The sequence below is a fragment of the Pseudoduganella sp. R-43 genome (assembly GCF_049913255.1).
Lineage (GTDB): Bacteria > Pseudomonadota > Gammaproteobacteria > Burkholderiales > Burkholderiaceae_D > Rugamonas.
In genome coordinates, this window is record NZ_CP183988.1 from 1578248 (window position 1) to 1600775 (window position 22528).

Annotated in this window: 23 protein-coding genes; 21 read left to right on the forward strand and 2 right to left on the reverse strand. The window is 62.3% G+C overall.

Features of this window, described 5'->3' with window-relative positions:
- Positions 1 to 228: 228 nt before the first annotated feature.
- The 16 genes from mraZ (at position 229) to ACN9M3_RS07490 (ending at position 18040) form a co-directional block, all read left to right on the forward strand.
- Complete coding sequence (mraZ, locus tag ACN9M3_RS07415) at positions 229 to 657, forward strand: division/cell wall cluster transcriptional repressor MraZ (RefSeq protein WP_426321522.1); 429 nt, start codon at positions 229 to 231, stop codon at positions 655 to 657.
- 13 nt (positions 658 to 670) lie between these two features.
- On the forward strand, positions 671 to 1636 hold the full coding sequence (gene rsmH / locus ACN9M3_RS07420) for a 16S rRNA (cytosine(1402)-N(4))-methyltransferase RsmH (RefSeq protein WP_426169305.1): 966 nt from the start codon (positions 671 to 673) through the stop codon (positions 1634 to 1636).
- Positions 1633 to 1905 (forward strand): cell division protein FtsL, encoded by a 273-nt coding sequence (gene ftsL / locus ACN9M3_RS07425; protein WP_130315381.1) that lies wholly within the window; start codon positions 1633 to 1635, stop codon positions 1903 to 1905. The genes rsmH and ftsL overlap by 4 nt, the downstream gene beginning before the upstream one ends.
- Positions 1905 to 3692, forward strand: coding sequence for a peptidoglycan D,D-transpeptidase FtsI family protein (locus tag ACN9M3_RS07430; protein ID WP_426172138.1), 1788 nt, complete (start codon positions 1905 to 1907; stop codon positions 3690 to 3692). Before ftsL ends, ACN9M3_RS07430 begins: the two co-directional genes overlap by 1 nt.
- Complete coding sequence (locus ACN9M3_RS07435) at positions 3693 to 5249, forward strand: UDP-N-acetylmuramoyl-L-alanyl-D-glutamate--2,6-diaminopimelate ligase (protein ID WP_426169307.1); 1557 nt, start codon at positions 3693 to 3695, stop codon at positions 5247 to 5249. It abuts the gene before it with no gap.
- Entirely contained in the window at positions 5249 to 6703 is a 1455-nt protein-coding gene (locus tag ACN9M3_RS07440; RefSeq protein WP_426321525.1) for a UDP-N-acetylmuramoyl-tripeptide--D-alanyl-D-alanine ligase, read from the forward strand. Before ACN9M3_RS07435 ends, ACN9M3_RS07440 begins: the two co-directional genes overlap by 1 nt.
- 2 nt (positions 6704 to 6705) lie before the next feature.
- Positions 6706 to 7875 carry a phospho-N-acetylmuramoyl-pentapeptide-transferase gene (gene mraY, locus ACN9M3_RS07445; RefSeq protein WP_426169312.1) on the forward strand — a complete coding sequence of 390 codons (1170 nt, stop codon included), beginning with the start codon at positions 6706 to 6708 and terminating at the stop codon, positions 7873 to 7875.
- Entirely contained in the window at positions 7875 to 9377 is a 1503-nt protein-coding gene (murD, locus tag ACN9M3_RS07450; RefSeq protein ID WP_426321527.1) for a UDP-N-acetylmuramoyl-L-alanine--D-glutamate ligase, read from the forward strand. The genes mraY and murD overlap by 1 nt, the downstream gene beginning before the upstream one ends.
- Complete coding sequence (ftsW, locus tag ACN9M3_RS07455; RefSeq protein WP_426321529.1) at positions 9377 to 10588, forward strand: putative lipid II flippase FtsW; 1212 nt, start codon at positions 9377 to 9379, stop codon at positions 10586 to 10588. The genes murD and ftsW overlap by 1 nt, the downstream gene beginning before the upstream one ends.
- Positions 10585 to 11655 (forward strand): undecaprenyldiphospho-muramoylpentapeptide beta-N-acetylglucosaminyltransferase, encoded by a 1071-nt coding sequence (murG, locus tag ACN9M3_RS07460; RefSeq protein ID WP_426321531.1) that lies wholly within the window; start codon positions 10585 to 10587, stop codon positions 11653 to 11655. The genes ftsW and murG overlap by 4 nt, the downstream gene beginning before the upstream one ends.
- Complete coding sequence (murC, locus tag ACN9M3_RS07465) at positions 11652 to 13040, forward strand: UDP-N-acetylmuramate--L-alanine ligase (RefSeq protein ID WP_426169320.1); 1389 nt, start codon at positions 11652 to 11654, stop codon at positions 13038 to 13040. The genes murG and murC overlap by 4 nt, the downstream gene beginning before the upstream one ends.
- A 4-nt stretch (positions 13041 to 13044) precedes the next feature.
- A complete protein-coding gene (locus tag ACN9M3_RS07470) occupies positions 13045 to 14004 on the forward strand; it encodes a D-alanine--D-alanine ligase (protein ID WP_426321533.1) in 960 nt (319 codons plus the stop codon).
- Between the two features lie 15 nt (positions 14005 to 14019).
- Positions 14020 to 14784, forward strand: coding sequence for a cell division protein FtsQ/DivIB (locus ACN9M3_RS07475; RefSeq protein WP_426169324.1), 765 nt, complete (start codon positions 14020 to 14022; stop codon positions 14782 to 14784).
- A gap of 15 nt (positions 14785 to 14799) precedes the next feature.
- Complete coding sequence (gene ftsA / locus ACN9M3_RS07480; protein WP_055932698.1) at positions 14800 to 16032, forward strand: cell division protein FtsA; 1233 nt, start codon at positions 14800 to 14802, stop codon at positions 16030 to 16032.
- Positions 16033 to 16133: 101 nt separating this feature from the next.
- A complete protein-coding gene (gene ftsZ / locus ACN9M3_RS07485; protein WP_426169327.1) occupies positions 16134 to 17354 on the forward strand; it encodes a cell division protein FtsZ in 1221 nt (406 codons plus the stop codon).
- Positions 17355 to 17536: 182 nt separating this feature from the next.
- On the forward strand, positions 17537 to 18040 hold the full coding sequence (locus ACN9M3_RS07490; protein WP_426169330.1) for a peroxiredoxin: 504 nt from the start codon (positions 17537 to 17539) through the stop codon (positions 18038 to 18040).
- 8 nt (positions 18041 to 18048) lie between these two features.
- On the opposite strand, the gene ACN9M3_RS07495 is transcribed toward ACN9M3_RS07490, so the two are convergent.
- The gene (locus ACN9M3_RS07495) at positions 18049 to 18603 is read right to left on the reverse strand and encodes an SET domain-containing protein (protein WP_426172139.1); all 555 of its coding nucleotides are present in this window, start codon (positions 18601 to 18603) and stop codon (positions 18049 to 18051) included.
- Positions 18604 to 18708: 105 nt separating this feature from the next.
- Here ACN9M3_RS07495 and ACN9M3_RS07500 point away from each other — a divergent pair, with 105 nt between their 5' ends.
- The 5 genes from ACN9M3_RS07500 (at position 18709) to ACN9M3_RS07520 (ending at position 21689) form a co-directional block, all read left to right on the forward strand.
- Positions 18709 to 19125: a hypothetical protein gene (locus tag ACN9M3_RS07500; RefSeq protein WP_426169333.1), complete on the forward strand. Its 417-nt coding sequence runs from the start codon at positions 18709 to 18711 to the stop codon at positions 19123 to 19125.
- A complete protein-coding gene (locus ACN9M3_RS07505; RefSeq protein ID WP_426169335.1) occupies positions 19104 to 19484 on the forward strand; it encodes a hypothetical protein in 381 nt (126 codons plus the stop codon). Before ACN9M3_RS07500 ends, ACN9M3_RS07505 begins: the two co-directional genes overlap by 22 nt.
- Before the next feature lie 112 nt (positions 19485 to 19596).
- On the forward strand, positions 19597 to 20439 hold the full coding sequence (locus ACN9M3_RS07510) for a DMT family transporter (protein ID WP_426323705.1): 843 nt from the start codon (positions 19597 to 19599) through the stop codon (positions 20437 to 20439).
- 33 nt (positions 20440 to 20472) lie between these two features.
- Entirely contained in the window at positions 20473 to 21408 is a 936-nt protein-coding gene (gene lpxC / locus ACN9M3_RS07515) for a UDP-3-O-acyl-N-acetylglucosamine deacetylase (protein ID WP_426321537.1), read from the forward strand.
- A gap of 74 nt (positions 21409 to 21482) precedes the next feature.
- Complete coding sequence (locus tag ACN9M3_RS07520) at positions 21483 to 21689, forward strand: hypothetical protein (RefSeq protein ID WP_426321539.1); 207 nt, start codon at positions 21483 to 21485, stop codon at positions 21687 to 21689.
- A 282-nt stretch (positions 21690 to 21971) separates the two neighbouring features.
- Here ACN9M3_RS07520 and ACN9M3_RS07525 read toward each other — a convergent pair whose 3' ends face one another.
- Entirely contained in the window at positions 21972 to 22442 is a 471-nt protein-coding gene (locus ACN9M3_RS07525) for a DciA family protein (RefSeq protein ID WP_426169344.1), read from the reverse strand.
- Positions 22443 to 22528 lie beyond the last annotated feature (86 nt).

Genomic DNA, 22528 nt, shown 5'->3' on the forward strand with positions numbered 1-22528 from the left:
CAGCCCTGCACGTGAAGTAGCACTTTCAGTATCTTTCATAAGTCCCTAATTTCTCAATGGTTTTTACTTCGGCTATTTCTCAAGGAATGCCGCTAAGTCCTTAATTTCATTGGACAAATCGCTGTTTTCGCTTGGGAAAATCGCTTGACCGCCTTGTGAGCATCCTCTAAAGTGGGCGATAGTGTGAAAAAGTGTAGTTTTGTGGGATTTTTTAGATAAGGTTAAGTCGTGTTCCAAGGCGCGTCCGCGATCACATTAGATGCGAAAGGCAGGATGTCCATCCCGGCCAAGCATCGTGACGCACTGATGATCCAGTGTGAAGGACGCCTCACGCTTACCAAACACCCGGACGGTTGCCTGTTGATGTACCCGCGCCACGTCTGGGAAGCCAAGCGCGACCAGATCGCCTCGTGGCCGATGTCGGGCCGCGGCTGGCAGCGCATCCTGCTGGGCAATGCCGCCGACGTCGAGATGGATTCGGCCGGCCGCATCCTCGTTGCCCCTGAACTGCGCGACGCTGTCGGCCTTGGCCGCGAAGTCGTGCTGTCCGGCATGCTGACCCACTTCGAGATCTGGGATCCGGTCAAGCGCGCCGAAAACGAGCAAGCCACCATCGAGGTGGGCATGCCCGATACCCTGTCCGATTTCTCCTTCTGAGGCCTGGTTCAATATGACGACGACCTCGGTGCCAGAATTCCAGCATCGTACGGTGCTGTTAGATGAAGCGGTGGATGCGCTCGACCTGGAGGGCGCGCGCGCCAACGGCATCTATATAGATGGCACCTTCGGCCGCGGCGGCCATAGCCGCCTGATCCTGTCCCGACTGGGACCGGAAGCCCGCCTGATCGCCTTCGACAAAGACCTGCAAGCTATCGCCAACGCCGAAACCATCGGCGACAAGCGTTTCACCATCGTGCATGACAGCTTCGCCACCATGGCGGATGCGCTGGCCGAACGCGGCATTCCCGCCGTCGACGGCATTTTGCTGGACCTCGGCATCTCGTCACCACAAGTGGACGATGCTGCGCGCGGCTTCAGCTTCCGCAACGATGGCCCGCTCGACATGCGCATGGATACCACGCGCGGTATCTCCGCTGCCGAGTGGCTGGCCACGGAATCAGAAAAAACACTGGAAAAGGTGATAAGGGATTATGGGGAAGAACGGTTTGCTTTTCAGATTGCAAAGGCGATTGTTGCTCGCCGGGCAGTCGAGCCAATTTCAAGCACACGACAGCTTGCCGGTATCGTGGCAGGCGCGGTCAAGACTCGCGAGAAGGGCAAAGATCCGGCCACCCGCACCTTTCAGGCTATCCGGATTTTCGTCAATAAAGAGCTTGAGGACCTCGAATCGGCCCTGAGCCAGGCCTTCGACGCCCTGAAGCCGGGCGGCATCCTGGCCATCATCAGCTTCCATTCGCTGGAAGACCGCATGGTCAAGCAGTTCCTCGCCTCCAAGGCCAAGGTGGAGCAGCCGGACCGGCGCCTGCCGATCAAGGCGGCCGACCTGCCGCAGCCGGAGCTGAAACTGCTGGCCCGTATCAAGCCCTCCGACAAAGAGGTGGATGAAAACCCGCGCGCCCGTTCGGCCGTGATGCGGGTTGCCATGCGCCTGCCTTCCACCGGGGGCGTACCTTGAGCAACAAGGTCAATATCGTGTTGACGGCATTGCTGGTCGCATGCGGCCTTTCGGCCGTTAACGCGCAATACCAGGCGCGCCACCTGTTCGTGGACAAGGAGCGCGCCGAAGCGCAGGCGCGCCAGCTCGATACCGAGTGGGCCCAGCTCCAGCTCGACCAGTCGACGCTGGGCAAGCACGCCCGTATCGAGGAAATCGCACGCCGCGAACTGAACATGACCCAGCTCACGCCGAACCGCACCCAATACCTGACGGAGGGCGAAAAATGATGCGCTCCAGCGGTGGAACCGGATCGGCACGCGTGGCACGCTCGCAGGGCGTGGCCTTCTCGAAGAGCCCTGTATTGGCGGTGCGCCTGCCAAGCTGGCGCTCGCGCGTCGTGCTGTTCGGGATGTTCATCGCCTTCGGCGCGCTGGCAGCGCGGGCGGTCTGGCTGCAGGGTACTTCCAGCCAGCAGCAGTTCCTGCAGAAGGAAGGCGCCAACCGCTACCAGCGCACGCAGGAATTGCCGGCCGTGCGCGGCAAGATCACCGACCGCAACGGCCAGGTGCTGGCTTCGTCCATTCCCGTGCGCGCCATCTGGGCCGCGCCGGAAGAACTGCTGGCCGCGCCAAAAGAAAAAATCCGCGCCCTGGCCGGCCTGCTGGAAATGAGCGAAGCCGAACTGCGCAAGAAGCTCGATTCCGACCGCAACCTGGTCTACCTGAAGCGCCAGGTCGAGGTGGAAACCGCCGACAAGATCAAGGCGCTCGACCTGGACGGCATGGATATCCGCCCTGAATACAAGCGCTTCTACCCGCAAGGCGAGGTGATGACCCACCTGGTCGGCTTCACCAACGTCGACGACAAGGGGCAGGAATCGATGGAGCTGGCGCAGCAGGCCAACCTGGTCGGCAAGCCCGGCTCGCGCCGCGTCATCAAGGATGGCCGCGGCCACATCGTGGAAGATATCGGCGGCAAGGTCGAGCCGCATAACGGCAAGGACGTGGTGCTGTCGGTGGACAGCAAGATCCAGTACATCGCCTACACCCAGTTGAAGGCGGCCGTGGAGCACTTCGGCGCCAAGGCTGGCGGCGCCGTGGTGCTGGACGTGCATACCGGCGAAGTGCTGGCGCTGGCCAACTTCCCGAGTTACGACCCGAACGACCGCCGCAAACTCACAGGCGCGCAGCTGCGCAACCGAGTGATGACCGACACCTTCGAGCCGGGTTCCACGCTGAAGCCGATCACGGTGGCGCTTGCCCTGGACAGTGGGCGCGTCAAGCCGGGCACCTTCATCGATACCGGCGGCGGCAAGCTGACCATCGCCGACCGAACGATTTCCGATACCAAGGCGCACGGCGTGATCAATGTGGGGCAGATCATCGAAATGTCCTCGAATATCGGCACGTCGAAGATCGCGCTGAGCATGCCGGCCCAGGATATGTGGGAGATGTTCACCAAGGTCGGCTTCGGCCAGCAGCCCAAGTGGGGATTCCCCGGGGCTGTGGCGGGAAGGGTGCGGCCCTATAAATCCTGGCGGCCGATTGAGCAGGCGACCATGAGTTACGGTAACGGTATCTCGGTGTCGCTGATACAGCTGGCGCGGTCTTACATGATGTTTGCACGGAATGGTGACACCATTCCTTTGTCGTTTGAGAAGGTCGATAAAGAGCCGCTGGGCCAGCAGATCATCAAGCCCCAGACTGCCGCGCAGATGCGCGAGATGCTGGAGTCCGTGGTGTCGGGCAAGGACGGTACTGCCAAGAAGGCGCAGATTCCGGGCTACCGCGTGGGTGGCAAGACCGGCACCGCCTACAAGGTGGAGAACGGCCGCTATGCGATGCCGCGCAAGTACATCGGTTCCTTCGTCGGCATGGTGCCGATGTCGGCGCCGCGCTTCATCATTGCAGTCATGATCGACGAACCGACCCAGAACGGCCACTTTGGCGGCTCGGTCGCAGCACCAACTTTCGCGGCTGTCGCAATCAACGCATTGCGCGCCTCCAATGTGCCTCCTGACTCCAACGTCACCGAAATCGTGGTGCCGGCGGATACCGGACCGGAGGCCATGTAAATGACGACGATGAACCATCAAGAAATTATCAGCTGGATGCGCGAAGCTGCACCAGACGCACAACTGGCATCCGACTCGCGCCGCATCAAGCCCGGCGACGTGTTCTTTGCCTATCCGGGCGACGCCAAGGATGGCCGCACTTTCATTTCCGCAGCCATCGCCAACGGCGCCGCTGCCGTGGTGTACGACGACACCGATTACGCCTGGGATGCCGCGCCGGATTTACCACATGAGGTGCCGCACCTCGCTGTGCCGGGCCTGAAAAAACAGGCCGGCCCGATCGCGCACGCCTGGTACGGCCAGCCCGATGCGAGCATGTTCACTGTGGCCGTTACCGGCACCAATGGCAAGACCTCCTGCGCGGTGTGGACCGGACAGGCGCTGGCGAAGGTCGGCGAAACGACCGCCGTGATCGGCACGCTGGGCGTCGGCATGTTCCGCGCCCGCGGCGAAGTGGAATTCGACGAAACCGGCTACACCACGCCGGATGCGGTACTTCTGGCACGCAAGCTGAAGGACGTGCACGCCGACGGCGCCAATGCGCTCGCCATCGAAGCTTCATCCATCGGCCTGCACCAGGGCCGCACCGAAGGCATGCACTTCGACGTCGCGATCTTCACCAACCTGACGCGCGACCACCTGGACTACCACGGCGACGAAGCCAACTACGAAGCAGCCAAGACGATTTTGTTCGACTGGCCCGGCCTGAAGCACGCCGTGGTGAACCTGGACGACCCGATGGGCCATCGCCTGGTCGCGCACATCAAGGCGTCCAAGGCGGCACGCAAGCCGGCCATCATTGGCTACACGCTGAAAGACATCAAGGCCCAGCCGAACGTGCCGGGTATTTCGATGCTGCGAGCCAGCTCGCTGCGCAGCCGCAACCTGGGTACCGAATTCAACCTCGATTCCACCTTCGGCCACGCCCATGTGCGCACCCAGCTGGTTGGGCCGTTCAACGTGAGCAATGCACTGGCCGTGCTGGCCGCGCTGCTGGCGAAAGGCATTGCCTTCCGTACCGCCATTGACGGCATCGAATCGCTGCAGCCGGCCCCGGGCCGCATGCAGCAGATTGGCGGCCAGGAGGCGCCGATGGTCGTGATCGACTACGCCCATACGCCGGATGCGCTGGAAAAAACGCTGGAAGCCCTGCGCTCCGTGGCGTCCGACCGTGGCGGCCACCTGTGGTGCGTGTTCGGTTGCGGCGGCGACCGCGATCCTGGAAAGCGCCCGCAAATGGGCAGGATTTCGCAGATGGCCGAGCATGTACTCGTCACCAGCGACAACCCGCGCAGTGAAGATCCGGCCGACATCATTCGCCAGATCGTGGCGGGCATGGACGCCAACCATCCGAATTCCGAGTTCATGGCAGTGGAAGATCGCGCCGCGGCAATCCTGTCCGCTGTGCGCAACGCCGGCAAGGCGGATGTGATCCTGCTGGCAGGGAAGGGCCATGAGCCCTACCAGGAAATCAAGGGCCGCAAGATGCCGTTCTCGGATGCCGAGCACGCGCAGCTTGCCTTGTCTGCACGCCTGACCATGATGAGGCCGCACTGATGCGCAGCACGCTCGCCCACATCCTGCCGGCATTGACCGGCGCGCACCTGCACCATGGCGTCCTGTCCAGCGAGGCTGCACTGGCGCTCGACTTCGACGGCGTGTCGACCGACACCCGCACGGTCGGCGCTGGCCAGTTGTTTGTTGCGCTGCGCGGCGAGGTATTCGACGCTCACGACTTCCTGCAGCAGGTGGTCGACAAGGGCGTGGTCGCCGTCGTCGTGGAAAAGCTGCCGGAGGGGTGGACCCTGCCTGCCATCGTGGTGCCGGACACCCTGGTGGCGCTGGGCCAGATCGCCAACTACTGGCGCAGACAGTTTGCGCTGCCACTGGTATGCGTGACCGGTTCGAACGGCAAGACCACCGTCAAGGAGATGATCGCCTCGATCCTGGCCGCCGCCCATGGCGAAGAGGGCCGGCTGGCGACGCGCGGCAACCTGAATAACGAAATCGGCGTGCCGTTGACGCTGTTCCGCCTCAATGCTTCGCACCGTTCCGCCGTGGTGGAACTGGGCATGAACCATCCGGGCGAGATTGGCCGCCTCAGCGCGATTGCCGCACCGACGATCGGCATGGTGAACAACGCCCAGCGCGAGCACCAGGAATTCATGCACACGGTCGAAGCGGTGGCGCGCGAGAATGGCAGCGTGCTGGCGGCATTGCCGGGCGACGGCGTGGCCGTGTTCCCGCATGGCGACGAGTTCACACCGGTCTGGCATGAGTTGTCCGCCGGCCGCCGCGTGCTGACCTTCGGCCTCGACGCCGCTGCCAACGTGAGCTGCACCTTCACCGCCAACGACTTCGGCGCCGAGCTGGAAGTGACGCTGCGCCCTGCGGCAACCGAGCAGCCTGCCGGCCATGGCGCCGCCGCATCCTTCGCTGCGCCGGATGCCGTGCCGCGCCACTTCAGCGTGTCGCTGCAGGCCGCTGGCGAGCACAACGTGCGCAACGCGCTGGCCGCGATTGCCTGCACCTATGCCGCCGGCATCGACACTTCCACCATTCGCACTGGGCTGGAAGCTTTCGCACCAGTGAACGGACGCCTGCAGAAAAAGCAGGCCGCCAACGGTGCATTGCTGATCGACGACACGTATAACGCCAACCCGGACTCCGTGCGCGCCGCCATCGACGTGCTGGCCAAGGCAAAAGCGCCACGCGTGCTGGTGCTCGGCGATATGGGGGAAGTCGGCACGCAGGGCAAGGAATTCCACGAAGAGGTGGCAGCCTATGCCGCCAGCAAAGGCATCGAGAACGTGCTGGCGACAGGCGAACTGGCGGCGCATATGGCGCCGCACGCAAAGCACTATAAAGAATTCGACGCGCTGCTGCAGGCCGTAAGTGCTGCAGTAACGCCGGATACAACCGTATTGATCAAGGGCTCCCGCTTCATGAAGATGGAACGGGTCGTGCAGCATTTGATTGGATCGCAACACGCTACAAAGGAAACACACTAATCATGCTGCTCTGGCTTGCACAAATCCTGCAGGACGATATCGGGGCTTTCCGCCTCTTTAACTACATTACTTTCCGTGCCGTGATGGCTACCATCACGGCCCTGCTGATCGGCCTGATCGCCGGTCCCGCCGTGATTCGCAAACTGACCGTCATGAAATACGGCCAGGCGGTGCGCACGGACGGTCCGCAGACCCACCTGAAGAAGCACGGCACCCCGACCATGGGCGGTGTGCTGCTGCTGATCGCCGTCGGCATCGCCACCGTGCTGTGGTGCGACTGGTCGAACCGCCTGATCTGGCCGGTGATGGTCGTGACCATGGGCTTCGGCGCCGTGGGCTGGGTCGACGACTACCGCAAGGTGGTGCGCCAGGACCCGGAAGGCATGCGTTCGGCTGAAAAATACTTCTGGCAGTCGCTGGTCGGCATCGCCGCCGCGCTGTACCTGGCGTTTTCCGTGTCGGCGCCGACACCGGCCAAGGTATTCGAGCTGTTCTTCCAGTGGGTGCAGTCGGGCTTTTCGATGGACCTGCCGCCGAAGGCCGACCTGATCGTGCCCTTCGTGAAAACCATCAGCTATCCGCTGGGCGTGTGGGGCTTCATCGCGCTGACCTATTGCGTGATCGTCGGCACCTCGAACGCGGTGAACTTCACCGACGGCCTGGATGGCCTGGCCATCATGCCGACCGTGATGGTCGGTTCGGCCCTGGGCCTGTTCGCCTACCTGACCGGTTCCGCGACGTACTCGAAATACCTGTTCATCCCGCACATCCCTGGGGCGGGTGAGCTGATCATCTTCTGCGGTGCGATGGCGGGTGCCGGCCTGGCCTTCCTCTGGTACAACGCGCACCCTGCACAAGTGTTCATGGGCGACGTCGGCGCACTGGCGCTGGGCGGTGCGCTCGGCACGATCGCCGTGATCGTGCGCCAGGAAATCGTCCTGTTCATCATGGGCGGCATCTTCGTTGCGGAGACGGTCTCGGTGATCATCCAGGTGGGCTGGTTCAAGTACACCAAGAAGCGCTACGGCACTGGCCGCCGCGTGTTCCTGATGGCGCCTTTGCACCACCATTTTGAACAGAAGGGTTGGAAAGAGACCCAGGTCGTCGTGCGCTTCTGGATTATCACGATGATGCTGGTCCTGGTTGGCCTGTCTACTCTGAAGCTGCGCTGATGATCTATAACGGCAAAATTGCACTGGTTCTGGGGCTCGGCGAATCGGGCCTGGCGATGGCGCACTGGCTGGCGCGCTGCGGCGCGCTGCTGCGCGTTGCCGACACGCGCCCGGTGCCGGACCGCCTGCCGCTGCTGCGTGAGCAGCTGCCGGGCACGCAGTTCATTTCCGGACCTTTCAATGCGGCCCTGCTCGATGGCGTGGACTTCGTCTGCGCCAGCCCGGGCCTGGGTCCGAACAAGGAACTGGCCGAGATCATCCCGGCCGCGGCGGAGAAGGGCATTCCCGTCTGGGGCGAGATCGAACTGTTCGCCCAGGCGCTGAAATGGCTGAAGGAAGACCGCGCCTATGCGCCGAAAGTCATTGCCATCACCGGCACCAACGGCAAGACCACCGTCACCAGCCTGACCGGCCAGCTGTGCGAACGCGCCGGCCTGTCGGTGCGCGTGGCCGGCAATATCAGCCCGGCCGCACTGGACGTGCTGCGCGAAGTGATGGAGAACGATACCCTGCCACAAGCCTGGGTGCTCGAGCTTTCCAGCTTCCAGCTGCACACGACTTACAGCCTGAACGCCGATGCCGCGACCGTATTGAATGTGACCCAGGACCACCTGGACTGGCACGGCAGCATGCAGGCCTATGCCGACGACAAGAAGCGCATCTTCGGCGAAGACACCGTGCGCGTGCTGAATCGCGACGACAAGTGGACCATGGCGATGGCCAACCCGACCGGCGAAAACGTCACTTTCGGCACCGATGCGCCGGAACTGGCGCACAGCTTCGGCCTGGTCAACGAGCGCGGCGTGTTCTGGCTGGCGACTGCCGAGCCGGCCGACGACGCCGAACCGCCGAAGCGCCGCAAGAAAAATGATCCGCCGCCTCCGCCTGTGGAGTGCTACGCCAAGAAGCTGATGCCGGCCGATGCCCTTCAGATCCGCGGCACGCACAACGCGTCCAACGCGCTGGCCGCGCTGGCCCTGTGCCGCGCCATCGGCCTGCCGTTTGCGCCGCTGCTGCATGGCCTGCGCGAGTACAAAGGCCAGCCGCACCGCGTCGAGCTGGTGGCCTCGATCAATGGTGTTGACTACTACGACGATTCGAAGGGCACCAACGTGGGCGCTACCGTTGCCGCGCTGGTTGGCCTGGGCCAGTCCTTCGGCGGCGAGCAAAAGCTCATCGTGATCGCCGGCGGCGACGGCAAGGGCCAGGAATTCGACCCGCTGGCCGGACCGGTGCGCCGCTTCGTGCGCGCCGTGGTCCTGATCGGCCGCGATGCGCCGGCCATCCGTTCAGCGCTGGAGCCAACCGGCGTGAAGATGGAGGATTTCGCGACGCTGGAAGAGGCGACCAAGCGCGCGGCCGCGCTGGCCCACGCCGGCGATGCCGTGCTGCTGTCGCCGGCCTGCGCCAGCCTGGACATGTTCAAGAACTACGCGCACCGTGCGCAGGTGTTCATCGACACCGTGCGCGAGATCGCACTTGATGCGGGGCAGGAGATCTGATGGCAATCCAGCTTCCATTCCGCTTCGGTGGCGCCGAGTCCCCAGCTCCGCTGGATGGACGCGCACGCCATTCGAAGATGATGGATTACGACCAGCCGCTAGTCTGGTCGGTGCTGCTGCTCATGCTGTTCGGGATGGTAATGGTGTATTCGGCTTCGATTGCGCTGCCGGATTCGCCCAAGTTCGCCGCCTATAAGAATCACTACTTCGTGCAGCGCCAGGCGATATTCATTGCCATTGCCATCGTGGCCGCCGCCGTGTCCTTCCGCGTGCGCGTGGAAGACTGGCAGAAGGCGGCGCCTTATCTGTTCATCGCAACGCTGGTGGCGCTGGTGCTGGTATTGATTCCCGGCCTCGGCGTGAACGTGAACGGTGGCCGCCGCTGGCTGTCGCTCAAGGTGTTCCAGTTCCAGCCGTCCGAACTGATGAAGCTTTTCATCGTGCTGTATGCGGGGGACTACACCGTGCGCAAGCAGGAATTCATGCACCGCCTGTCCAAGGGCTTTGCGCCGATGGCGCTGGCGGTGGCTTTCGTCGGCCTGTTGCTGCTGCTGGAACCAGATCTTGGCGCCTTTGGCGTGATCGTTTGCATCGCCATGGGCATCCTGTTCCTGGGCGGCGTCAATGCGGTCTGGTTCGGCGGCATTGCCGGCATGCTGGTGACGATTTTCGTCGCCATCATCTGGCTGTCGCCATTCCGCCGCGCGCGTTTGTTCGCCTACCTGAATCCCTGGGAAGAGGAGAACGCGCTGAACAAGTCCTACCAGCTGACCCACTCGCTGATTGCCTTCGGCCGCGGCGAGATCGGCGGCGTGGGCCTGGGCGCCAGCGTGGAAAAACTGCACTACCTGCCGGAAGCGCATACCGACTTCCTGCTGGCGGTGATCGGCGAGGAGCTGGGCATGATCGGGGTGCTGGTCACCATCGGCATGTTCTACTGGATCGTCAAGCGCGCTTTCGACATCGGCCGCCAGGCCATCGCCATGGACCAGACCTTCGCCGGACTGGCCGCCAAAGGCATTGGCATCTGGATCGGCGTACAGACATTTATCAATATGGGCGTGAACCTCGGCTTGCTGCCAACCAAAGGCCTGACCTTGCCGCTCATGAGCTATGGCGGCACCGGCATCATCATCAACTGCGTGGGCCTGGCGATTTTGCTGCGCATCGACTTCGAGAACCGCCAGATGATGCGGGGAGGGCGGGTATGAGCAAGCGCCTGATGATCATGGCAGCCGGTACCGGCGGCCACATTTTCCCCGGCCTGGCGATCGCCCAGGCCATGCGCGCCCGTGGCTGGGAAGTCACCTGGCTCGGTACGTCGCATGGCATGGAAACGGAGCTGGTGCCGAAGCACGGCGTGGAAATGGACGTGGTCCACTTCAGCGGCATGCGCGGCAAGGGCCTGGCGCACAGCATCGGTGGCGCGTTCAAGATGATTGGCGCGTTCGTGGATTGCTTCCGCTTCATCGGCAAGCGCAAACCGGACGTGGTGCTGGGCATGGGCGGCTATGTCTGCGTGCCGGGCGGCGTCATGGCGAAACTGCGCGGCGTGCCCCTGGCGCTGGTGAATGCCGATGCCGGCCTGCTGCTGTCGAACAAGACATTGGCGCCGATGGCGAAAAGGGTTTTCTTCGGCTTCACGGCCGACTTCGGCGCGGTTGCCGGCAAGGCAGTCGTCACCGGCAACCCGGTGCGCAAGGAAATCCTGGCCCTGCCGGCGCCGGAGCAGCGCTTCGCGGGCCGCGATGGCGTGCTGCGCATCCTGGTGGTGGGCGGCAGCCTGGGGGCCAAGGCGCTCAACGATGCGCTGCCGGCGGCATTGGCGCTGATCGCGCCGGAACAGCGTCCGCTGGTGACCCACCAGTCGGGCAAGAAGAATATCGAAGCCCTGCGCGCAGCTTACGCGCAGGCGCATGTGGAAGCAAACGTGGTCGATTTCATCGACGACATGGCGGGCGCCTACGCGCAGGCGGACATCGTGATCTGCCGCGCCGGCGCGATCACCGTGTCGGAACTGACTGCCGCCGGGGTAGCCAGCGTGCTGGTTCCCCTGGTGGTCTCGACGACCAGCCACCAGCGCGACAACGCGCAATGGATGGCCAAGCAGGGCGCGTCGATCCACATGCCGCAGACGGAATTGAATTCGGAAAGCCTGGCAGCACTGTTGCAGACCTTGAACCGGAGCACTTGCCAGAAGATGGCGTCCGCAGCGCTTGCAGTGGGCAAGCGCGATGCGAATGACGCCATCGCACAAGAATTGGAAGCACTAGCATGAAACATAAAGTAAAGAACATTCACTTCGTCGGCATCGGCGGCAGCGGCATGAGCGGCATCGCCGAAGTGCTGGTAACGCTGGGCTATAACGTCTCCGGCTCGGACCTCGGTTCGAACGCCGTGACCCAGCGCCTGGTCGACATGGGCGCCACCGTGCACCAGGGCCATGACGCCAGCTATATCGGCAACGCCGACGCGGTCGTCACCTCGACAGCCGTGAAAGAAGACAACCCTGAAGTAATCGCCGCGCGCGCCCGCAAGATCCCTATCGTGCCGCGCGCCGTCATGCTTGGTGAACTGATGCGCCTGAAGCGCGGCATCGCCATTGCCGGCACCCACGGCAAGACCACCACCACCAGCCTGGTGGCGTCGGTGCTGGCCGAAGGCGGCCTGGACCCGACCTTCGTGATCGGCGGCCGCCTGACCGCAGCCGGCGCCAACGCCAAGCTGGGCTCCGGCGAATACCTGGTGGCCGAAGCGGATGAATCGGACGCCTCGTTCCTGAACCTGACCCCAATGATCGAAGTCATCACCAACATCGACGCCGATCACATGGAAACCTACGAGCACGATTTCGAAAAGCTGAAGCAGGCTTTCGTGCACTTCACGCATCGCCTGCCTTTCTACGGCCGCGCCATGCTGTGCATCGACGACCCGCATGTACGCGCCATCATCCCGCAGGTGACCAAGCCGGTGACGACCTACGGCTTTGCGGAAGATGCTGAAGTGCGTGCCGTCAATGCGCGCGCCGTCGGCACCCAGATGCACTTCACCGTGCTGCAGGAAGGCTTCCCGGACCTGGACATCGTGCTGAACCAGCCCGGCATGCATAACGTGCAGAACGCCTGTTCCGCAGTCGCCATCGCGCGTGAAATCGGCGTGCCGGATACGGCAACGCAAGCCGGCCTGGCAGGCTTTGCCGGCGTCGGCCGCCGCTTCACCAAATACGGCGAAGTCGCGATCCCGTCGGGCGGCAGCTTCACCCTGGTGGACGATTTCGGCCACCACCCGATTGAAATGGAAGTCACCACCGCCGCTGCGCGCGCCGCCTATCCGGGCCGCCGCCTGCTGCTGGCTTTCCAGCCGCACCGCTACAGCCGCACGCGCGACCTGTTCGAGGACTTCGCGAAAGTCCTGAGCACCGTCGACGTGCTGGTCCTGTCCGATGTTTATGCAGCGGGCGAGGCGCCGATCGTGGCAGCCGACGGCCGTGCCCTGGCGCACGCGATCCGCGCGCGCGGCAAAACTGAACCGGTATTCGTCGAAAACATCGCCGACATGCCGGAAACAATCATGAACGTGGTGCGCGACGGCGACGTCGTGCTCACGATGGGCGCAGGCTCGATCAGCGGCGTCCCTGCAAAACTGACGAACTGGAAGGCTTGACGCGATGACGAAACTGACTGCACAAGAAGCGCAAGCATTCGGCAAGGTGGGCGTGCTGATGGGCGGCCTGTCGGCCGAGCGCGACGTGTCCATCATGTCCGGCACCGGCGTGCTGGCGGCCCTGCAATCGCAGGGCGTAGACGCCCACGCCTTCGACCCGGGCCAACGCTCGCTGGCTGAACTGGCCGCCGAAAAATTCGACCGCGTGTTCATCGCGTTGCATGGCCGCTACGGCGAAGACGGCAGCATCCAGGGCGCCCTGGAACTGCTGGGCATCCCGTACACCGGCTCCGGCGTGATGGCCAGCTCGGTGGGCATGGACAAGATCACCACCAAGATCCTGTGGCTGCGCGAAAACCTGCCGACCCCGGAATACGCGGTGCTGGGCGCCGATTCCGACCTGGACGCGGAAGCCGCGCGCCTCGGCCTGCCATTGATCATGAAACCGCCGCATGAAGGTTCGACCATCGGCATCACCAAGGTGAGCGACAAGGCCGGCCTGAAAGCCGCCTATGACGCCGCCGCTGCGCTGGATGACTGCGTGCTGGCCGAAGAATTTGTGGAAGGCCGCGAGTTCACCGTTGCCGTGCTGGGCACCGGCAAGGATGCGCGTGCGCTGCCGATCGTGGAAATCGTGGCGCCGCAAGGCAACTACGACTACCAGAACAAGTACTTCACCGACGACACCAAGTATTTTTGCCCGCCGCAACTGGACCAGGCGATGCAGGACGAGATGCAGCGCCTGGCCGTAGCGGCCTATCGCGCCGTCGGCTGCGAGGGCTGGGGCCGGGTCGACGTGCTGCTGCGCGCCAAGGACCATAAGCCTTTCCTGCTGGAAGTGAACACCTCGCCAGGCATGACCAGCCATTCGCTGGTGCCGATGGCCGCCTGCGCGACCGGCGTAAGTTACGAAGAGTTGTGCGTGGAAATCCTGCGCACCGCGCGACTGAAGCTGAAGAAGTAAGGACGGAAAAGACCTATGTGGCACGACGTCAAAGCCTTGAATGCATCCGCCAGCGGCCTGTTCGCGCTGTCGGTGCTGGCTTGCGCCGTCGCCGGCGTGTGGTGGGTGGCGAATCGTCCTGTATTCGATTTGCGCGCTATCCGCGTTGAAACCATGGACAAGTCCGAGTTCAAGCACGTGAATCACCTGACGCTGCGCAACGGCACTCAGGGCCGCCTGGCCGGCAATTTTTTCACCGCCGACCTGGAGCAGGTACGCAAGGTGTTCGAGTCGGTGCCGTGGGTGCGCCGCGCCAGCGTGCGGCGCGAGTGGCCGAACCAGCTGATCGTGTCGCTGGAAGAGCATGAAGCGCTTGGCACCTGGGGCGAAGATGGACGGCTGCTGTCGGTAAAGGGCGATGTGTTCACCGCCAACCTGGCCGAAGCGGAAGAGGATCACGAGCTGCCGGAGTTTTCCGGTCCGGATGGCAGCGAAAAGGAAGTGCTGGCGCGTTACGGCGAGTTGAAGACATGGTTTGCGCCGGCCAGCCTGGTGCCGAAGAGCGTCGCCCTGTCGGGACGCTATGCGTGGACGGTGAAGTTGGACAACGGCGCCAGTGTGGCGCTGGGACGCGAGGCAACGCATGACACCCTGCATCAACGGGTGATGCGCCTGGTCGGAATCTGGCCGCAGATTTCCAGCCGCGTGCCGAATATTGAAACGATTGATATGCGCTACCAGAACGGCCTGGCTTTGAGCGCAGCGGGACTGAAGATCCCGTCAGATACGAAGAAACGTTGAAAGCAGGGCATAGAGATGACTAAAGACGCTAAAAACCTGATCGTCGGCCTCGACATCGGCACCTCCAAAGTGGTGGCCGTGGTGGCCGAGGTGATGGGCGATGGACGCCACGAAGTGATTGGCCTGGGCCAGCACGAGTCCAGCGGCCTGAAAAAGGGCGTGGTGGTGAACATCGAGGCGACCGTCGAATCGATCCAGCGCGCGCTGGAAGAGGCGGAACTGATGGCCGACTGCAAGATCCGCAACGTGTACGCGGGCATTGCGGGCAGCCATATCCGCAGCTTCAACTCCAGCGGCATGGTGGCGATCAAGGACAAGGAAGTCACGGCCACCGACGTGGCGCGCGTGATCGAGACCGCCAAGGCAGTCAACATCCCGACCGACCAGCAGTTGCTGCACACGGTGCCGCAGGAATTCATCGTCGACTCGCAGGACGACGTGCGCGAGCCGATCGGCATGAGCGGCATCCGCCTGGAAGTGAAGGTGCACATCGTCACCGGCGCGGTGAGCGCGGTGCAGAACATCGTCAAGTGCGTGCGCCGCTGCGGCCTGGAAGTATCGGACCTGATCCTGCAGCCGATGGCCTCGGCCGACGCCGTGCTGACCACCGACGAGAAGGAACTGGGCGTGGTGCTGATCGACATCGGCGGCGGCACCACCGACGTGGCGGTCTTCAGCGACGGCGCGATCCGCCATACGGCCGTGATCCCGATCGCCGGCGACCAGATCACCAACGACATCGCGATGGCGCTGCGCACCCCGACCGGCGAAGCGGAAGAAATCAAGATCCGCTACGGCGTAGCCAAGCAGGTGCTGGCCGATCCGGGCGAGCACCTTGAAGTGCCGGGCCTGGGCGACCGTGGTCCGCGCAACCTGTCGCGCCAGGCGCTGGCGGCGGTGATCGAGCCGCGCGTGGAAGAACTGTTTGCGATGGTGCACCAGGTGGTACGCGAGTCCGGCTACGAGGGCGTGCTCTCGTCGGGCATCGTGCTGACCGGCGGCACCTCGATCATGCCGGGCATGGTGGAGATGGCGGAAGACATCTTCCTCAAGCCTGCGCGCCTGGGCACCCCGGACTACCGCGGCCAGCTGGCCGACGTGGTGCGCAGCCCGCGCTATGCAACCGTGTTGGGCCTGTTGTTGGAAGCTAAGAAGCAGTATCTGCGCGGCCACATCGTGACGCGCCAGGATGGATCAGTGAAGGCAGTTTGGCAGCGCATGAAGGAATGGTTCCTGGGTAACTTTTAAGACAATTTTTGAATAATAAACCCCTGCAGTTTTCAATCTCCAGTTCTCCTACCCATATGAGGCCTGGCGCTTGAAAACCGCATTCTAGATAGGAGTAAATCATGGAGTTTGATATGGTTGATAACGCAACACTGGGAACGGTCATCAAGGTCGTCGGCGTTGGCGGTGCAGGCGGCAATGCCGTCCAGCACATGATCAACAAGGGCATGAGCGGTGTGGAATTCATCGCTGCCAATACCGACGCACAAGCGCTGGCCGCCTCCAAGGCAAGCAACATTATCCAGATCGGCGCGAGCGGCCTGGGCGCGGGCATGAAGCCTGAGATCGGCCGTGCGCTGGCAGAAGAATCCCGCACCCGCATCGAAGATGCGCTGCGCGGCGCGCACATGGTGTTCATCGCTGCCGGCATGGGCGGCGGAACCGGCACCGGCGCGGCGCCGATCGTGGCGGAAATCGCCAAGCAGCAGGGCGCACTGACCGTGGCGGTGGTCTCCAAGCCGTTCTCGCACGAAGGCCAGAAATGCCTGGACATCGCCGAAGCGGGCCTGGAAGCGCTGTCGCAGAACGTCGACTCGCTGATCGTGATCTGCAACGAGAAGCTGGAAGAAATCTACGAAGACGAGTCGCTGATCGAGTGGCTGCAGCACGCTGACGACGTCCTGAACAACGCCGTAGCCGGTATCGCCGAAATCATCAACGTGCCTGGCCACATCAACGTCGACTTCAACGACGTGAAGACCATCATGGGCGAGCAGGGCAAGGCGATGATGGGTACCGCCACCGCTTCCGGCGTGGACCGTGCACGCGTGGCGGCCGAACAGGCGGTTGCCTCCCCGCTGCTGGACGGCGTCGACCTGGCGGGCGCACGCGGCGTGCTGGTCAACGTCACCGCATCGCGCGGCCTGAAAGGCAAGGAAATCAAGGAAGTCATGGCTGCCGTGCGCGCCTTCGCCGCACCGGATGCGTCGATCGCACAAGGCATCGCCTACGACGACGCGATGGGCGACGATATCCGCGTGACCGTGGTGGCGACCGGCCTGGGCAAAGCCAAGAAGCACGTGCAACTGGTACCGCAGCAGCAACTGCGCACCGGCACCCACGGCGGCAACCCGCTGAACGTCAACGCAGGCCTGGGCGGCGGTGCAGCAACTGCAGCAGTGGGCGGTTTCGGCAACGCAGGCTTCTCCGGCGTGTCCGCCGACGTGCAGAAACAGCCAGCCGTATGGCGCCGTGAATCGGCCACCGAGCAGGTGAACGCACTGGCCAAGTCGGGCATGGAAACCTACGACATTCCTGCCTTCCTGCGCAAGCAGGCTGACTAAATAGGGTCAGCCGCGCCGCCGGATCACGCGTCCGGCGGCGCGGAGTTATACTAGGCATTCAGGGCTACCCGCGCACTGCGCGGTTTTTTATTTTCAGAACCGGTAAACCGGTGTCTGACCCGCAGGGTCAGACACTGACCTGCGGCAGGCGCCTACCGGTTTTCAACAACAGGAGAAAAAGAATGACCATCAAGATCGGCGACAAACTGCCGGAAGGCCAACTGTCCGAATTCATCGAAACCGAGACCGAAGGCTGCTCCCTCGGCCCGAACACCTTCAATGTGCAGGACATCGCCAAGGGCAAGAAGATCGCGATCTTCGGCCTGCCAGGCGCCTACACCCCAACCTGCTCCGCACAGCACGTACCGGGCTACGTCAAGCACGCTGCCGAACTGAAAGCCAAGGGCGTGGATGAAATCTGGTGCATCTCCGTGAACGACGCCTTCGTGATGGGCGCATGGGGCCGCGACCAGAAAGCCACCGGCACCGTCCGTATGATGGCTGACGGCAACGCTGCTTACTCCAAGGCTCTGGGCCTGGACGCAGACTTCTCCAAGTTCGGCATGGGCACCCGCTCCCAGCGTTACTCGATGCTGGTGGAAGACGGCGTGGTCAAGCAACTGAACGTCGAGCAAGGCGGCAAGTTCGAAGTGTCGAATGCCGAAACCATGCTGGGCCAGCTGTAACCCCTGGATTACTCCGCTAGAGACGGCGCTTCGGCGCCGTTTTTCGTTTCGTCTTTCGTTTTTGCGCGCGACTTGCGCTTCTTGGGCGCCAGCATGACGCCGGTGCAGGACGGGGCGCCGCAGTAGCAGGCGAACTCCTTCTTCACCTTGGCGGTGTGGCGGGCTTCGTAGATCAGCCCGTAGTTGTAGTTCAGTTCTTCGCCTTCGGCGATGTCGCGCAGGGAGCAGATGTAGACGCGGTCGTCTTCGTCTTCTTCCGCCTCGCAATTAGGTTCGCAGGAATGGTTGATGTAGCGCGCCTCGTTGCCGCCCGAACCGCCGTCGATCAGCATGCCGTTGTTCAGGCTGAAGAAGAAGGTATGGCCGATCGGACCGCCTTTCTCCTCGGTACGGCGGCAGCACTCTTCCCAGTCGACGATCTCGCCGGTGTATTCGATGATGCGGGTGCCGGCAGGGATCATCCGGCGCGCAAATACGCCGCGCCCATGCACGGGCGACTCATGGACCACGTAGAGTGGCTCGACATCTTCGATCACTTCGACAAGTTGGGCTTCTGTGTTCATCATGCCATCATAACCCGCCACGAAATCATTCGTGATTTCTTTCGGAAAGCGGGAACAATTCCAGCGCGGATTTGTCTCATCGTTTTTGCATTTTGGGACGCTGACATGAATCGCAATGAACTTCACGACCTGACGCGGATGCGCATCAGCGAAGGTAAAAGCCTGCTGGACGCGGAATTTTATGCAGGCAGCTACTATTTGTCGGGATACGCGATCGAATGTGGGCTGAAGGCCGCCATCGCGAAACAGCAGGAGCGCCACGAATTTCCAGACAAGCGATTGGCAAACGAATGCAATACCCACAATTTGCGGACGCTCGTGAGATTAGCCGGCTTGCAGCTCGAGCTCGAGGAAGAAATTCGTTCCAGTGCAGCGTTCGCTGAAAATTGGTCCGTAGTTCGCAAATGGAGTGAGATCGCGCGCTACGAAGTCAACGTGCCTGCGCAAATGGCGCGATGCATGTACGTCGCATGCGCTGGCCATCTGAAAGGAGTACTACCATGGATACAGAAGCACTGGTAGAGGGACAAATGACGCAAGAAATGATCGCTGGCGGACGCAAGTTCCTTCAGCAACTGGACCAGGAAGGGCTAAAGCCGGTTTCCATGTACTGGGAATATGATGAAGAGTGCCGTGAATGGCTGCTCCAGGTCATCATCAAACAAATGGATATAGAGGACAACTTCAAGGTTCTTCGGAGGGTGTTCAAGGCACTGGATGCCTTGCCCGAAGTGAAGGAGCTGTTGAGGCCTGACTACTTTGACGTGAGGGGGGCAATGGATCCCGGTTATAAGTTGTCACGGCAGCGAATGCCTTATGGCCGAGGCGCGAGCGATCGCGAGTGGGCAAACCGGGACTTCTACTGTTACCGGCTAAGCTGACACAGCCTCAGCAGCAAACCCTTTCTTTCAGTACAATGGACGACCCGGCAACGCTTTTGGGCCTTCCATCGTGACTCCGCAACAAAAAGAAAACCTGCAAGCCATTTACGCCATGGTGGCCGCGGTCGCCATGTTCTCCCTCATGGACGCTTCCATGAAAGTGCTGGCCGCGCGCTATCCGGCAGTACAGGTGACCGCGTTGCGATGCATGCTTTCGATGCCACTGGTGTGCGCATTCATGGCCTATCGCGGCAAGTTCAGCGGCATCTTCAAGGTGCGCTGGCCGCTGCACCTGCTGCGCGGCGCGGTCGGCATTGCCATGCTGTCGCTGTTTGCCTACGCGTTGAAGTCGCTGCCGCTGGCCGACACCTACGCCATCTTCTTTATCGCACCGGCGCTGGTGACCGTGCTGGCGGTATTCATCCTGAAAGAGAAAGTCAGCCTGGGGCAGTGGGTGGCGATCTTTGTCGGCCTGGGCGGCGTGCTGGTGGTGCTGCGTCCGGACGGCACCAACTTCGCGTCGATCGCCGGCCTGGCGGTGCTGGCCTCGGCCGTCTGCTACGGCATTTCCGCGATTGCCGGCCGTGTGCTGGCCAAGACCGACGCGCCCGAGCATGTGATGTTCTGGGTGCTGACCCTGATGGGCATCGGCGTGGCGCCGCTGGCCATCAATGCGTGGGTGAGCATCGACTGGTCGTTGTGGCCTGCCATGACTGCACTGGCGGTAAGCGGTTTCTTCGGCCAACTCGCGCTGACGCGCGCCTTCAGCATGGGCAAGGCTTCCATCGTGGCGCCGTTCGAGTACACGGCGCTAGCCTGGGGCGTGGGCATCGACTGGCTGCTGTGGCATACGCTGCCGGACACCTACACCCTGGTGGGCGCAGCCATCATCATCGGCTCCGGCATCTACCTGGTGCGCCGCGAGACCGAACATGCCGAGGCTGAGCATCCGTAAGCGGGGAAGGGCGCAGGGCGCTATAATCCTTGCATGCTGAAACAACGAACCATCAAAGAAATCGTCCGCACCACAGGTGTCGGCCTGCACTCCGGTACCAAGGTCGAGCTGACCTTGCGCCCTGCCGAGCCGGATGCCGGCATCGTGTTCCGCCGTGTGGACCTGGACCCGCAGGTTGTCTTCCCGACAAGGGCTGACATCGTGGGTGATACCCGCATGGCAACTGTGCTGATGAAGGATGGCGGCCGCGTTTCAACCGTCGAGCACCTGATGTCGGCCTGCGCAGGCCTGGGCATCGACAACCTGTACGTCGACGTGACGGCAGAAGAAATCCCGATCATGGATGGTTCGGCATCGTCCTTCGTCTACCTGTTGCAGCAGGGTGGCGTGCAGGAGCAGGAAGCGCCGAAGAAGTTCATCAAGGTGAAAAAGCCGATCGAGATCCGCGAAGGCAAGGGCGCTGCTGAAAAGTGGGCGCGCCTAGTGCCGCACGACGGCTTCAAGCTGGACTTCTTCATCGAATTCAACCACCCGGCGGTGGACGGTACCGCGCAGCGCGCGACTGTCGACTTTGGCGACGTGTCTTATATTCAAGCCATTGCCCGCGCCCGCACCTTCGGCTTCATGCAGGACGTGGAAATGCTGCGCGGGATCGGCCTGGCGCGCGGCGGCTCGCTGGAAAACGCCATCGTGATGGATGAATACCGCATCCTGAACCAGGATGGCCTGCGCTACGACGACGAATTCGTGCGCCACAAGATCCTCGACGCGATCGGCGACCTGTACATGGTTGGCCACCCGATCATCGCCAGCTACGAAGCCCACAAATCTGGCCACGCGCTGAACAACCAGCTGCTGCGCGCCATGCTGGCCGACCCGGATTCCTACGAACTGGTCACCTTCGACTCCGTCGACACCGCCCCGCCGTCCTACGCCAAGCAGATGTCGCGCGAGTGGGCCTACCTTTAATTTAGTTCTCCTGCTCTGCTTGCCAGACCGGCCTTCCGTTAGCAATACTGACAGTATTGCAACGGGAGGACGCCATGATGCAGATCACCCTTGAGGTTAGCGACGAAGTCGATCGCATTATTTCCGATATCGCCGATCGAAATGGCCTGCCACGCGGCTTAGCAATAGGCAGGGCCCTTGCGCTTCTCGCCATCGCGGATGAAGAGCAAACAAAGGGCAATTCACTCGCTATTGTTGATGCGGAGTTCAATCCGCTACACCGCTTGGTCGGAATCTTTTGATGCAATCGGGCCGAATGAACGGTCAGCAGCATGCCGACATAGATGTCGCCCAGCACTTGCCATGGTCTGCGACGGTTGCTGACATCAGCCCTGGGGCGCGACTAACGTTTGCAAAACAAGTCCTTGGTTGTTTGGCGATCATTTGTATTGGGATCATGGTCGCGTATGGGCTAGATCCAGATAATTCCGCACTCCAGGCCATGTTTGAGCTAGTGAAAATCGGCGCTCTGCCGATTGTGACCTTGATGGTTTCGTTCTACTTTCCGATCAGGAAATAGCAGGTCAGCCGCGGCGGCGGGCAACCAGGCGCCGCATCGCTTCGATCAGCGGCTCGTTGGCGGCGGTCGGCTCCAGTTTCTGGCTTAGCTCGTCGAAGGAATTGACGGCCGTTTCGGGCAGCCTCAGGCCTTCCCCGCTCGGCCCCACGTGGGCGATCCCTTTCGGCATCTGCACCCGGAAGCGGATATTGTTTATCTGCCATCCATTTGCGTTCAGCGCTTCCTGCAGCTTTGGCACTTGCTGCTTGAGCTTGGCTGCCACGGCCGTGTTCGGCACGGCCAAAGTCAGCTCACCACCGTCAAAAGCAAAGATTTCACAGGTTTTAAAGGCTGATGGCAGCACTTCACGGCAGTCTTGTTGTAATTTAGCCATGCGCTGCACGGCCGGCAGCAAAGCGGCCAGCCGTGCGTTGCCGAGCAGGAAATTGGTCGCTTCCTGCGGGGCGTGCTTGCGGTTGGTGAAGGAAAATGCCATACCGCCATTTTACAGTGGCGGCCCCAGCCGGTGAATTTTTCATCGCTAGCCTATTGTTATATAGGTCAAGATCCCAACCTTGCTAC